This is a genomic window from Streptomyces sp. NPDC021100 (assembly GCF_044333095.1).
Classification (GTDB): domain Bacteria; phylum Actinomycetota; class Actinomycetes; order Streptomycetales; family Streptomycetaceae; genus Streptomyces.
In genome coordinates, this window is the sequence record NZ_JBIRQH010000003.1 from 205,646 (window position 1) to 218,098 (window position 12,453).

Consider the following 12,453-nt stretch of genomic DNA (forward strand, 5'->3'; position numbering starts at 1 on the left):
AGGGGCGCGCTGCACTGGCTCGCCGCACTGGGTTAGCGTGCATACAGCACTGAGCAAGGGTACTGCCCCACCCGCCATCGGTGGTCTGCACCGAGCGAACCCGCATAAAGTGGGGCAATGCGCACCGAGGATGTGCTGGCCGCCGTAGCGACCGGCCTGTGGCACTGGGACGGGGCCACGGGACGCGTCACCTTCGACGCCGAGGCGGCCCGGCTGCTGGGGCTGCCCGCCGAACGGACGGAGCTGTCCGAGTCCGCCGCGCGCGCCCGGTTCCACGCGGTGGACTGGGTGGAGTTCCAGGGCATCGTCAGCGTGGCCGTCGCGGAGGACGCGCTCGCCGAGGCCCGGATCCGGGTGGTGGACGAGGCCGGCCGGGTACGCCGCACGGTCCGCGCCCGCACCCGGCAGTCGGCCCACGGCGGCCCCCGGTCGCTCGTCGGCATCCTGGAAGAGGTCCCGGCGCCGCACCCCGGCACCTCGCCCGCCCGGACGACCGTCACCGGCGACTGGCGCCGCAACCGGGAGGCGTTCCTGCTGGACGCGGGCCGGGCGCTGGCCGAGGCCCGGTCCACCGCCGAGGTGCTGCGGGTGGCGGCGGGCCTGTCGATGCCGGGGTTCGAGCCGTCGGCGCTGGCGGTCTTCGGCACCGACGGCGGCCGGGTGACGCTGATCGGCCACCACGGCTACGCGCTGGAGGACGTCTCGGCGTTCCTGGAGATACCGCTGGACGGCAACCACCCGGCGCCCGAGGTCGTCCGCACCGGCCGGGCGATCTACATCCCCTCCCCCGAGGAGTACGCCCGCCGCTTCCCGAAGGTCTGGCCGCTCGTGGCCCGGTTCGGCCGGCGGTCCTGGGCCTTCCTGCCGCTGATCAACGCCGGGCAGACGATCGGCGCCTGGATGGCCGGTTTCAGCGTGCCGGTGGCCTTCACCCCGGACGAGCGGTCGGTGCTCACCACGGTCGCCCGGATGCTGGCGCAGGCGCTGAGCCGGGCGAGCGTCCACGAGTCGGAGAAGGAGCTCTCCGTCGGCCTCCAGCGCTCGATGATGCCGACCGTCCAGCCGGACATCCCCGGGATGACCGTGGCGGCCCGCTACGTGCCGACCGGCGGCGGGCTGGAGGTGGGCGGCGACTGGTACGACATGATCCCGCTGCCCTCCGGCCGGCTCGCGCTGGTCATCGGGGACGTCCAGGGGCACGACGTCCGGGCCGCCGGGCTGATGGGCCAGCTCCGCATCGCGCTGCGCGCCTACGCCTCCGAGGGGCACCACCCGGACGCCGTCCTCTCCCGCGCCTCCCGCTTCCTGTCCGGCATCAACGACAGCGGTCTGTCCGGCGTCGACGACGGCGTTCCCCAGGACCCGCGCTTCGCCACCTGCCTCTACATCGAGGTGGACCCGGCGACCGGGATCCTGGTCATCGCCCGGGCCGGCCACCCGGACCCGGCGATCCGGACGGGCGACGGCACGATGCTCGTCCGCTCGACCGCGGGCGGCCTGCCGCTGGGCATCGACCCGGACACCGACTACCCCACCACCCGGCTGCTCCTGGAACCCGGCGAGACCATGCTGGTCTGCACCGACGGCCTGATCGAGACCGGCGGCCACGACCTGGAGACCGGCTGGTCGCGGCTGCGGGAGGTCATCGAGGGCGAGCCGGCGGCGGACGACCCGGAGTTCCTGGAGACCCTGGCGGACGCCCTCGTCCAGGCCGTCCACGGCCCGTCCTCGCACTACACGACCGGTCCGCTGGTGGACCGGCGGGAGGACGACATCGCGCTGCTCCTGCTCCGCCGCGAGGCACCGGCCCCCGCCGCCGCGCGGGCCGCGGAGCCGCCGCCGCGGCGGACGGTGATGAGCATCGCCCAGGCCGAGCCGGAGCGCATCGCGGAGGCCCGGCAGCAGGTGCGGGACCTGATGCACGACTGGCCGGACCCGGACCAGACCGACTCGGCGGTGCTCATGGTCTCCGAGATGCTCACCAACGTGCTGGTGCACACGGACGGGGACGCGCTGCTGAGGGCGTCCGTATCCGGGGAGCACGGGCGCCGGCGGGTGCGGGTGGACGTCGCGGACACCAGCGACGAGCTGCCGCACCGGCGCCACCCCGGCGAGATGGCCTCGTCGGGGCGCGGGCTGGTGCTGATGGAGCTGCTCGCCGGGGCCTGGGGGGTGGACCCGCGGGGCGAGGGCAAGAACATCTGGTTCGAGCTGTACGAGGCGGGGCGGCCGTCGCCGGACGAGCTGGCGGCGATCACCTGACACGCCGGAGCGGGGGGCGGTGGGGGCTCACCCCCTGAACCGGGTGAGCCCCCACCGCGTCCGGAGCGCCCCCCCGGGTGGACCCGGAGGGGCCGGGCCCGCGTGGGAGGGGCGGGCCCGATTTCTTCCCCCGCGCCGGGTGAGGGGAACACCGACCACCTTCACTCGTTGGAGTGATTCACCGGATGAATGGACCGGTCATCGCGTTCGACGACGACGGCGGTCGCGGGGTCAGGACGCCGGGACCGTCCCCAGCCGCCCGGCCTTGAAGTCGTCGAAGGCCTGGGCGAGTTCGGCGTGGGTGTTCATGACGAACGGGCCGTAGTGCATCATCGGCTCGCGCAGCGGCAGCCCGCCGAGCAGCACCACCTCGAACCGCTCGCTCCGGGAGTCCTGGGCGTCCCCGGCCTGGACCACCAGCGCGTCCCCGGCCCCGAAGACCACCGTCTGCCCGCTGCGGAACGGCCGCCGCTCGGTACCGGCCGTGCCGTGCCCGGCCAGCCCGTAGGCCAGCGCGTTGAAGTCGGGCCGCCAGGGCAGCACCAGGCGGGCGCCGGGGCTGAGCGAGGCGTGGATCATCGTTATCGGGGTGTGCGTGGCGCCCGGGCCGGCGTGGCCCGCGACATCCCCGGCGATCAGCCGGACCAGCGCGCCGCCGTCCTCCGATGCGAGCAGCTTGACGTTGCCGCCGCGGATGTCCTGATACTTCGGCGCGATCATCTTGTCCTTGCGGGGCAGGTTGACCCACAGCTGGAGGCCGTGGAACAGCCCGCCGGAGACCACCAGTTCCTCGGGCGGCGTCTCGATGTGCAGCAGCCCGGAGCCGGCGGTCATCCACTGGGTGTCGCCGTCGGTGATCACGCCACCGCCGCCGTGCGAGTCCTGGTGCACGAAGGTGCCGTCGATGATGTACGTGACCGTCTCGAAGCCGCGGTGCGGGTGCCAGGGGGTGCCCTTCGGCTCCCCGGCCGCGTAGTCCACCTCGCCCATCTGGTCCATCATGATGAACGGGTCGAGGTGCCGGTAGTCGATGCCGGCGAAGGCCCGGCGGACCGGGAAGCCCTCGCCCTCGAACCCGGCGGGCGCGGTGGACACCGCCAGCACCGGGCGGGCCGCCGGGCCCACGGGTGCCGTCACGCGCGGCAGGGTCAGCGGGTTCTCCGCAGTTACAGCAGGCATGTCGCCCTCCTTCGGACGTTCCGTCCCCCGGGTTGCCTCCAATTTAGTTGAAGAGTGAACAACCTGCAAGGAGTGGGTGTTCCCGGCCTGTCTCCTGGGACACTTGATCAATGCGTGCCAGATCCGCCCGGACCGGAACGGGCCCCGGACCCCGGCCCGGCCCCGGCAAGGCCGGGTACACCGTCCTCTTCGCCACCGTGCTGGCCCTGGCCCTGCTGGGCGTACTCGTGGCGACCCGCGGCGCGGCCACCGACGGGCCGCTGGCCGCCGGCGAGTCCTCGGGGCACTACGCCGAGCCGGAGGGCGTGGGGGACGCGGCCGCGGACGCCATGGCCTCGGCGGTACGGACCGAGCCCGGTGCGCCGGGGCGGGGCGCGGCGCGGGCGGCGGACCGGGGCGCGGGCCGCGGGACGGACCGAGGGGCGCGTACCGATCCCCTGCCACCCTCCAGCCCCCTGGAAGCGGCCCCCCGGGACCCCTCGCCCGCCATCGGGCCCCTCTTCTACACCGACCAGGACGAGCCCGGCCACGGCTGCACCGCGAGCGTCGTCCACAGCCGGAAGGGGGACCTGCTGGTCACCGCCGCGCACTGCGTGTACACCGACGGCTTCCACACCGACGTCGCCTTCGCCCCCGGCTACCACGACGGCGAGGCGCCCTACGGCGTCTGGGTGCCGACGTCGATCGACGTCGACCCCGAGTGGATGACCGCCCGGGACGAGGACCACGACGTCGCGTTCCTGCGGGTGCGCCAAGTAGGCACCGGCACACGGGTGGAGGACGTCACGGGCGCCGAGCGCATCGCCTTCCACCCGGCGGTGGACCGCCCGGCCCGGGTCCTCGGCTACCCGGGCGAGGGCGAGCGGCCGCTGGCCTGCCAGAGCGTGGTGCGGCGGGAGAGCGCTTCGCAGCTGCGGTTCGACTGCGCGGGGCTGCCCGGGGGGACGAGCGGGAGTCCGCTGCTCACGGATGTGGACGCGGGCTCGGGGCTGGGGACGGTGGTGGGCGTCTTGGGCGGCAAGGACGAGGGCGGGGACGACGAGACGTCGTACAGCTCGTACTTCGGGGACGCGGCGGAGCGGCTGTATCGGCGGGCGACCGCCGGGTGAGGGTGCCCCGGCCCCTCCCCCAGAGGGGGCACCCCCATTCACCGTTTCTGCGGGGGCAAGCCCCCGCACCCCCTGAAACCGCGCTCCGCGCGGTTGTCCTCAAACGCCGGACGGGCTGGATAGTCAGCCCGTCCGGCGTTTGAGGACGAGCGGCGGAGCCGCGACAAGCGGGGTCTGGGGCGGCAGCCCCAGGAAGCGGCGAAAGGGTGGGACCGGGGCGAACCCCCTACCCGTACATCCGCCGCATCGCGAAGTCCACCATCTGCTCGACCGCCTTCGCGTCGAACACCATCCGGTGGTCCCCCTCCATGTCGAGCACGAACCCGTACCCCGTCGGCAGCAGATCGATCACCTCCGCCCCCGTGATGACGAAGTACTTCGACTCCTTGCCCGCGTAGCGCCGCAGCTCCTTCAGGGAGGTGAACATCGGGATCACCGGGTGCTGGGTGTTGTGCAGGGCGAGGAAGCCGGGGTTCTCGCCGCGGGGGCAGTAGACCTTGGAGTTGGCGAAGATCACCTGGAAGTCCTCGGCGGACATCGAGCCGGTGGTGAAGGCCCGTACCGCGTCGGCGAGCGACGGCGGGGACGGCTCGGGGTAGAGCGGCTGCTCGCCGTAGCCGCCGGGCTGCTGCGGCGGCGCGTAGCCCTGTTGTCCCACGTTCTGGTCGTAGCCGTACATGGGCCAAAGCGTAACCAGTCACAGTTGGCCCAACAGGGGTTGCTTCTTATTACCGGTGGGTAGCATCATGCAGATTACCGATCGGTACGCACTCGGTAAGCACGAGGAACGCCCTCCCGTCACCCCTTACGGAGCCGTTGTCATGGGCCACTACAAGTCGAATCTCCGCGACATCGAGTTCAACCTCTTCGAGGTGCTCGGCCGCGACAAGCTGTACGGCACCGGCCCGTTCGCGGAGATGGACGTCGAGACCGCCAAGGACATCCTGTCGGAGATCGCCCGCCTCTCGGAGAACGAGCTGGCCGCGTCCTACGCCGACACCGACCGGAACCCGCCGGTCTTCGACCCCGAGACCAACACCGCGCCCGTCCCGGACACCTTCAAGAAGAGCTACCAGGCGTACATGGACGCCGAGTGGTGGCGCCTGGGCATCCCGGAGGAGATCGGCGGCACGGTCGCGCCGCGCAGCCTCCTGTGGGGCTTCGCGGAGACGATCCTGGGCTCCAACCCGGCCGTCTGGATGTACTCCTCCGGCCCGGCCTTCGCCGGCGTGCTGTTCGCGGAGGGCACCGAGCAGCAGAAGCACATCGCGAAGATCGCGGTCGAGAAGCAGTGGGGCTCGACCATGGTCCTCACCGAGCCGGACGCCGGTTCGGACGTGGGCGCCGGCCGCACCAAGGCCGTGCAGCAGGAGGACGGCTCCTGGCACATCACGGGCGTGAAGCGCTTCATCACCTCGGGTGAGCACGACATGGCCGACAACATCCTCCACTACGTGCTGGCCCGCCCCGAGGGCGCCGGTCCGGGCACCAAGGGCCTGTCCCTCTTCCTCGTGCCCAAGTACGAGTTCGACTTCGAGACCGGTGAGCTCGGCGCCCGCAACGGCGTCTACGCCACCAACGTCGAGCACAAGATGGGCCTCAAGGCGTCCAACACCTGCGAGATGACCTTCGGCGACAAGCACCCCGCCAAGGGCTGGCTCATCGGCGAGAAGCACGACGGCATCCGCCAGATGTTCATGATCATCGAGTTCGCGCGGATGATGGTCGGCACGAAGGCCATCGCCACCCTCTCCACCGGCTACCTCAACGCCCTGGAGTACGCCAAGGAGCGCGTGCAGGGCCCGGACCTGGCCAACTTCACCGACAAGAAGGCCCCGAAGGTCACCATCACGCATCACCCGGACGTGCGCCGCTCGCTGATGACGCAGAAGGCGTACGCGGAGGGCATGCGCGCCCTCGTCCTCTACACGGCCGCCGTCCAGGACGAGATCCTGGTCAAGGAGGCCGCCGGCGAGGACACCAAGGCGCTGAACGGCCTCAACGACCTGCTGCTGCCGATCGTCAAGGGCTACGGCTCCGAGAAGTCCTACGAGCAGCTGGCGCAGTCGCTCCAGACGTTCGGCGGCTCCGGGTACCTCCAGGAGTACCCGATCGAGCAGTACATCCGCGACGCCAAGATCGACACCCTCTACGAGGGCACCACCGCCATCCAGGGCCAGGACTTCTTCTTCCGGAAGATCGTCCGCGACCAGGGCCAGGCGCTGACCACCCTCTCCGAGGAGATCAAGAAGTTCCTCGCCGAGGCCGCCGGCGGCGAGGAGCTGGCCGCCGCCCGCGAGCAGCTCGCCAAGGCCGCCGGTGAGCTGGAGGCCATCGTCGGCACCATGCTGACCGACCTCGCCGCCACCGAGAAGGACGTCAAGTCCATCTACAAGGTCGGCCTCAACACCACCCGCCTGCTGATGGCCTCCGGTGACGTCGTCGTCGGCTACCTGCTCCTCCGCGGCGCGGCCGTCGCCGCCGAGAAGCTGCCGGCCGCCGCCGCCAAGGACAAGGCGTTCTACACCGGCAAGATCGCCGCCGCGAAGTTCTTCGCCGCGAACGTCCTGCCGGGCGTCTCGGTCGAGCGCGCCCTCGCCGAGGCCGTCGACCAGTCGCTGATGGAGCTGGACGAGGCCGCGTTCTAACCGGTCCGACGGCCCCTCGCCTCTTGACGCACGAGGCCCGCTCCACGCCGGAGCGGGCCTCCGCGCGTTCCCGCCGCACTCCTTGCCGCGCTCCTTATCCTGAGGCCATGAGCACTGCGCACCGCTTCGACCGCGGCCACACCGACGACCTCATGTCCTTCCTGGCGGCGAGCCCCTCGCCGTACCACGCGGTGGCCAACGCCGCGGCCCGGCTGGAGAAGGCGGGTTTCCGGCAGCTCGCGGAGACCGACGCGTGGGACGCGTCGGCGGGCGGCAAGTTCGTCATCCGCGGTGGTGCGCTCATCGCCTGGTACGTGCCCGAGGGCGCGACGGCCGCCACCCCCTTCCGCATCATCGGCGCGCACACCGACTCCCCCAACCTGCGCGTCAAGCCGCGGCCCGACACCGGCGCGCACGGCTGGCGCCAGATCGCCGTCGAGATCTACGGCGGCACCCTGCTCAACACCTGGCTCGACCGCGACCTGGGCCTCTCCGGGCGGATCACGCTGCGCGGCGGCGAGCACCGGCTCGTCCACGTCGACCGCGCGCTGCTGCGCGTCCCGCAGCTCGCCATCCATCTGGACCGCGCCGTCAACGACGGCCTGACGCTGGACCGGCAGCGGCACATGACCCCGCTGTGGGGCCTGGGCGACGTCCGCGAGGGCGACCTCGTCCGCTTCGTCGCCGAGGAGGCGGGCGTCGGCGCCGACGAGATCACCGGCTGGGACCTGATGACGCACAGCGTCGAACCCCCGGCGTACCTCGGCCGCGACCGCGAACTCCTCGCCGGGCCGCGGATGGACAACCTCGTCTCCGTCCACGCCGGCACCGCCGCCCTGGCCGCCGCCGTCGCCTCCGAGTCGCTGCCGTACATCCCCGTCCTCGCCGCGTTCGACCACGAGGAGAACGGCAGCCAGTCCGACACCGGCGCCGAGGGCCCGCTGCTCGGAAACGTCCTGGAGCGCTCGGTGTTCGCGCGCGGCGGGGCGTACGAGGACCGGGCGCGCGCCTTCGCCGGCACCATCTGCTTCTCCTCCGACACCGGCCACGCCGTGCACCCCAACTACGCGGAGCGGCACGAGCCCGGCCACCACCCCGTCGCCAACGGCGGCCCCATCCTGAAGACCAACGCCAACCAGCGCTACGCGACGGACGGCGGCGGGCGGGCCGCGTTCACGGAGGCGTGCGAACGGGCCGGCGTGCCCTGGCAGCACTTCGTCTCCAACAACTCCGTCCCCTGCGGCAGCACGATCGGCCCGATCACCGCCGCCCGGCACGGCATCGCCACCGTCGACATAGGCATCGCTATCCTCTCCATGCACTCCGCCCGCGAACTCTGCGGCGCGGACGACCCGCATCTGCTCGCCTCGGTGCTCACCGCCTTCGTGGCGGGCTGACACCCCGTCGGGGCCCTGGCTTCGAACCGGCGGTTCCCGCAGGCGGGTTGGGCGGCGCACCACCGATCCACCACATCCCACCCGGGGGAACCCATGACCCACCGCCTCCTGCGGACCACCGCCGTCGCCCTCACCGCCGCGGCCGCCCTGACGCTCACCGCCTGCGGCGGGGGCGGTGGCGGCGGCAAGGGTGACGGTGACGGCAAGAGCGACCAGTCGGCGGCGACGGCTTCCGACGCGCCGCCCGGCGCCGCGGGCGAGGACAGCGCGGGCAAGGGCGCCAAGAAGGGCGACGCCTGCGCGCCGGCCGACGTGAAGGTCGAGGCCCGGCCGGCGAAGAAGCCGGCGGGCGCGCTGCTCCTCGTCGCCACCGCGAAGAAGGAGTGCACCGCCTACGGCTTCCCCTTCCTCCGCTTCGACAAGGACCAGGCGACCGCCGACATGGACGCCGCCAGCAAGCCGAAGGAGCCCGTACGGCTGGCTGCCGGGAAGGCCGCGTACGCCGGCGTCCGGCCCACCTCCCCCGACGGCGGGACGGCCCGCGAGGCCAAGGAACTGTCCGTCGGCCTCCAGGCGGCGAACGGGGACCCGGTGGAGGGCGGCGAGATCCCGGCCGCGCTGCCGGGCGGGAAGCTGCGGATCGACGACTCGGTGCGGACGTCGTACTGGGTGGCGAGTGAGGCGGCCGCGCTGGGCAAGTGAGGGTGACGCGCCCTCAGCCCCCAGGTCCCCGCACCGCGGCTTCGCCGCTCGTCCTCAAACGCCGGACGGGCTGAATAGGGCGCCCACTCCAGCCCGTCCGGCGTTTGAGGACAACCGCGCGGAGCGCGGTTTCGGGGGCGCGGGGGCGCAGCCCCCGCACGAAACGGTGAAAGGGCGGGACCGGGGCACATCCCCGCCCCACCCGGGGGTAGGCGCGTCGATGAACGGCCGACCGCTCCCGGAAGGAGACACCCCATGGGCATGGGATGGTGCATCGGCCTGATCGCGACAGGAGCGATCCTGACCTTCGCGGTCGACTGGCACATGGAAGGCGTCAACCTCACCCTCGCCGGCCTGATCCTCATGGCCGCCGGCCTCATCGGCCTCAACGCGTACGTCGCCATCTTCAAGCGCCGCCGCACGCAGCCGCCCCCGCCGGCGGCGCCGGTGGTCGAGGAGGACCACCGGTTCGTCCGCTGACCCCCGGCCGGGCAATCAGGCGTCGAGCCCGGCCAGGACCAGCGGCAGCCGGTCCGCCCCGCCGGGGACGACCCGGACCGGAACACCCCAGTCCTGCTGGTGCACATGGCAGGCGGGGTACTCGTTGGCAGGGTCGTCGTCGCAGGACGCGGCCATCGCCGAGACGTGCAGCACGCCCTCCCCGGCGCCGTCCGCGAGGACGACGCGCCGGGCGAGGTCGGTGCCCGCGCCGGCGCCCTCGGCGAGCAGCTCCGGCGGCGTGGCGCTGATCAGCAGCCGCGTGGACGGCCCGTACCGGGTGTCCAGCTTCTGGCCGGCCGGCGCGTGGAAGACGACGTCGAGCAGCAGTTCGCCGGGGGCGACCTCGGTCGCCTCGCGCCGGGTGCGGTGGGCGACGGACTCGACGCGTACCGCCTCCTCCGGCAGCCGCAGCCGCGTCAGCCGGTGCCGGGCGGACTCCACGACGACGATGTCGTCGCCGTCGAGGACCGCGTCGGAGGGCTCGCGCAGGTCGGTCGCCAGGGTGGTGACCTGGCCGGTCGCCGGGTCGTAGCGGCGGAGGGCGTGGTTGTAGGTGTCCGCGACGGCGACCGAGCCGTCGGGCAGCGCGGTGACGCCGAGCGGGTGCTGGAACAGGGCCTGGGCCGCGTCGCCGTCCCGGTGCCCGAAGTCGAACAGGCCGGTGCCGACGGCGGTGCGGACCGCGAAGCCGTCCCCGTCCCCGGCGCGCTCGACGTAACGCAGCGCGGACGTCTCCGAGTCGGCGACCCACAGCCGGTCCTCCGCGGCGGCCAGCCCGGACGGCTGGGCGAACCACGCCTCCGCGGCGGGCCCGTCGACCAGGCCCTCGTTGGTGGTGCCGGCCGCGACGCCGACGGTGCCGGTGGCCGGGTCGTAGGCCCAGAGCTGGTGGACGCCGGCCATGGCGATCCAGAGCCGGTCCGCGAACCAGGCCAGGTCCCACGGCGAGGACAGGGCGACCTCGCGCGCCGGCCCGGCGGTGTCCGCGCCCTGCCACCACTGGCGGCCGGTGCCGGCCAGGGTGCCGACCTCGTGGGTCTCCGGGTCGTAGACGCGCAGCGCGTGGTTGACGGTGTCGGCGACGGCCACCCGCCCGTCGGGCAGCAGCGCGAGCCCCTGCGGCTCGCTGAACCGTGCCGGGCTGTCGCTGAACCCGCGCTCCCCGGTCCCGATCCGCCGGACGACGGTCTCGCCGTCCGCGGCGAGCTCGACGAGCTGGTGCCGGGTGGTGTCCGAGACCAGGTAGCCGCCCCCGGGCAGGGCCAGCGCCTTCCCCGGGAAGCGCAGCTCGCCCGCGACCGGCTCGGGGGCCACGTAGGGGGTGTCCCCGCGCCGCAGCGTCCCCTTCGCCTCGTGCTCCGCCTCCAACTCGGTGACCAGCGCCTCCAGGGCGTGCGCGTGCCCCTCGCCCGCGTGCTGCGCCACGACGTACCCCTCGGGGTCGACGACGACGAGCGTGGGCCAGGCCCGGACGGCGTACTGCTTCCAGGTGACGAGCTCGGGGTCGTCCAGGACGGGGTGGTGGACCCCGTACCGCTCGACGGCGTCGACGACGGCCTGGTGCTCGGCCTCGTGCACGAACTTCGGCGAGTGCACTCCGATGATCACCGTGGTGTCCCGGTGCTTCTCCTCCAGCTCCCGGAGCTCGTCCAGGACGTGCAGGCAGTTCACACAGCAGAACGTCCAGAAGTCCAGGATCACGATCCGGCCGCGCAGCGCGGCCAGGGACAGCTCCTCGCCCCCCGTGTTCAGCCAGCCACCCGCACCGACGAGCTCGGGGGCGCGGACACGGGGGCGGCGGGGGGCGGGCGAAGCGGCGTTCATGACACCAGGGTGCCATCCGCTTGTGAACGCGGGATCACAGGCACCTGACGCGGCCGGGCGGTCGGCCCGCCCCTCAGACGCGGGAGCGCCCGGCGACGTCGTGACGTCATGGGCTCATGGCACCAGCCCGCCCCCCAGGCGCGGGAGCGCCCGTGCGCGGCCGCCGGGACTCAGCCGGGGCCGATCCCGGCCTGCGCCTTGATGGTCGCCACGGCGTCACCGGTGAGCCACCGGAGCGGCACGACGGTCCAGCGGTCGCCCTTGCGCATGATCACGGCGTTGCCGTCCCTGGTGCGCCCGATGTGCACGAACCCGTGGTCGCGTCGCAGGTCTTTCGCCAGGTGCTCGCCGTGGATCATGCGCTACTTCCCTTCGCGCTCCTCGTCGTCGGCCAGACTGCTGTAGACGCTACCGTTCTGGGAGACTTGTGTATCGGGGTCGGTGACCTGGTCACGGTTTCCGTCCGGGTCCCAGCTGTCGTGCTTCTCCTCGCTCATGGACACGTACTCCTTTCGGGTCGGTGCTGTGTGGGCACAAGGGGGCCTCATGCCGTTGTGCGGTGTCGGCGCTCCACCGGGTCTCGACCGCCGCACGGAAACCGGAGCCGTCACGCCGGCCTGTGCGGGACCCGCGCGAGGTGTTCTCTCCACCCCTTGCGGTAGTCGGCAGCCTCGCGGCGAATGGCGTCGGCTTCGTCCTGAAAGCCTTGGACACGGGCCCATTGGGCGCGTCCCAGCGCGCCGTTGACAGCGCTGCGGTACCGGCCGCAGATCCCGCACTCGTCCCGGGTCGGATACATGGGCGGGCCACTGGTGTGCGGCACGGCCGGTG

The 12,453-nt window shown here is 72.8% G+C and carries 11 protein-coding genes; 6 read left to right on the forward strand and 5 right to left on the reverse strand.

Features of this window, described 5'->3' with window-relative positions; all coding sequences use genetic code 11:
- Positions 1-117: 117 nt before the first annotated feature.
- Positions 118-2,262 (forward strand): SpoIIE family protein phosphatase, encoded by a 2,145-nt coding sequence (locus tag ACH4PU_RS07575; RefSeq protein ID WP_398267514.1) that lies wholly within the window; start codon positions 118-120, stop codon positions 2,260-2,262.
- Positions 2,263-2,493: 231 nt separating this feature from the next.
- Here ACH4PU_RS07575 and ACH4PU_RS07580 read toward each other — a convergent pair whose 3' ends face one another.
- A complete protein-coding gene (locus ACH4PU_RS07580) occupies positions 2,494-3,441 on the reverse strand; it encodes a pirin family protein (RefSeq protein ID WP_398267517.1) in 948 nt (315 codons plus the stop codon).
- Between the two features lie 110 nt (positions 3,442-3,551).
- Here ACH4PU_RS07580 and ACH4PU_RS07585 point away from each other — a divergent pair, with 110 nt between their 5' ends.
- Positions 3,552-4,550: a trypsin-like serine peptidase gene (locus ACH4PU_RS07585; protein WP_398267520.1), complete on the forward strand. Its 999-nt coding sequence runs from the start codon at positions 3,552-3,554 to the stop codon at positions 4,548-4,550.
- Between the two features lie 226 nt (positions 4,551-4,776).
- On the opposite strand, the gene ACH4PU_RS07590 is transcribed toward ACH4PU_RS07585, so the two are convergent.
- Positions 4,777-5,229, reverse strand: a complete 453-nt coding sequence (locus ACH4PU_RS07590) for an SseB family protein (RefSeq protein WP_185940286.1) — start codon at positions 5,227-5,229, stop codon at positions 4,777-4,779.
- Between the two features lie 142 nt (positions 5,230-5,371).
- Between ACH4PU_RS07590 and ACH4PU_RS07595 the strand changes: the two genes are divergently transcribed.
- From ACH4PU_RS07595 to ACH4PU_RS07610, 4 genes are all read left to right on the forward strand, one after another.
- Positions 5,372-7,198, forward strand: a complete 1,827-nt coding sequence (locus tag ACH4PU_RS07595; RefSeq protein ID WP_398268477.1) for an acyl-CoA dehydrogenase — start codon at positions 5,372-5,374, stop codon at positions 7,196-7,198.
- A gap of 107 nt (positions 7,199-7,305) precedes the next feature.
- Entirely contained in the window at positions 7,306-8,595 is a 1,290-nt protein-coding gene (locus ACH4PU_RS07600; RefSeq protein WP_398267524.1) for a M18 family aminopeptidase, read from the forward strand.
- A 93-nt stretch (positions 8,596-8,688) separates the two neighbouring features.
- Positions 8,689-9,297, forward strand: coding sequence for a DUF4232 domain-containing protein (locus ACH4PU_RS07605; protein WP_398267527.1), 609 nt, complete (start codon positions 8,689-8,691; stop codon positions 9,295-9,297).
- Positions 9,298-9,552: 255 nt separating this feature from the next.
- Positions 9,553-9,777 carry a DUF6458 family protein gene (locus ACH4PU_RS07610; RefSeq protein ID WP_398267529.1) on the forward strand — a complete coding sequence of 75 codons (225 nt, stop codon included), beginning with the start codon at positions 9,553-9,555 and terminating at the stop codon, positions 9,775-9,777.
- Positions 9,778-9,792: 15 nt separating this feature from the next.
- On the opposite strand, the gene ACH4PU_RS07615 is transcribed toward ACH4PU_RS07610, so the two are convergent.
- The 3 genes from ACH4PU_RS07615 to ACH4PU_RS07625 form a co-directional block, all read right to left on the reverse strand.
- Complete coding sequence (locus ACH4PU_RS07615) at positions 9,793-11,622, reverse strand: NHL domain-containing thioredoxin family protein (RefSeq protein WP_398267532.1); 1,830 nt, start codon at positions 11,620-11,622, stop codon at positions 9,793-9,795.
- 170 nt (positions 11,623-11,792) lie between these two features.
- On the reverse strand, positions 11,793-11,981 hold the full coding sequence (locus tag ACH4PU_RS07620) for a hypothetical protein (protein WP_398267535.1): 189 nt from the start codon (positions 11,979-11,981) through the stop codon (positions 11,793-11,795).
- Positions 11,982-11,984: 3 nt separating this feature from the next.
- Positions 11,985-12,119 (reverse strand): hypothetical protein, encoded by a 135-nt coding sequence (locus ACH4PU_RS07625; protein ID WP_398267538.1) that lies wholly within the window; start codon positions 12,117-12,119, stop codon positions 11,985-11,987.
- Between the last annotated feature and the right edge of the window lie 334 nt (positions 12,120-12,453).

Bases quoted from the DNA above. Each gene is read 5' to 3' on its own strand.
- ACH4PU_RS07575 (WP_398267514.1), top strand. From the start codon at position 118: ATGCGCACCGAGGATGTGCTGGCCGCCGTAGCGACCGGCCTGTGGCAC.
- ACH4PU_RS07580 (WP_398267517.1), bottom strand. From the start codon at position 3,441: ATGCCTGCTGTAACTGCGGAGAACCCGCTGACCCTGCCGCGCGTGACG.
- ACH4PU_RS07585 (WP_398267520.1), top strand. From the start codon at position 3,552: ATGCGTGCCAGATCCGCCCGGACCGGAACGGGCCCCGGACCCCGGCCC.
- ACH4PU_RS07590 (WP_185940286.1), bottom strand. From the start codon at position 5,229: ATGTACGGCTACGACCAGAACGTGGGACAACAGGGCTACGCGCCGCCG.
- ACH4PU_RS07595 (WP_398268477.1), top strand. From the start codon at position 5,372: ATGGGCCACTACAAGTCGAATCTCCGCGACATCGAGTTCAACCTCTTC.
- ACH4PU_RS07600 (WP_398267524.1), top strand. From the start codon at position 7,306: ATGAGCACTGCGCACCGCTTCGACCGCGGCCACACCGACGACCTCATG.
- ACH4PU_RS07605 (WP_398267527.1), top strand. From the start codon at position 8,689: ATGACCCACCGCCTCCTGCGGACCACCGCCGTCGCCCTCACCGCCGCG.
- ACH4PU_RS07610 (WP_398267529.1), top strand. From the start codon at position 9,553: ATGGGCATGGGATGGTGCATCGGCCTGATCGCGACAGGAGCGATCCTG.
- ACH4PU_RS07615 (WP_398267532.1), bottom strand. From the start codon at position 11,622: ATGAACGCCGCTTCGCCCGCCCCCCGCCGCCCCCGTGTCCGCGCCCCC.
- ACH4PU_RS07620 (WP_398267535.1), bottom strand. From the start codon at position 11,981: ATGATCCACGGCGAGCACCTGGCGAAAGACCTGCGACGCGACCACGGG.
- ACH4PU_RS07625 (WP_398267538.1), bottom strand. From the start codon at position 12,119: ATGAGCGAGGAGAAGCACGACAGCTGGGACCCGGACGGAAACCGTGAC.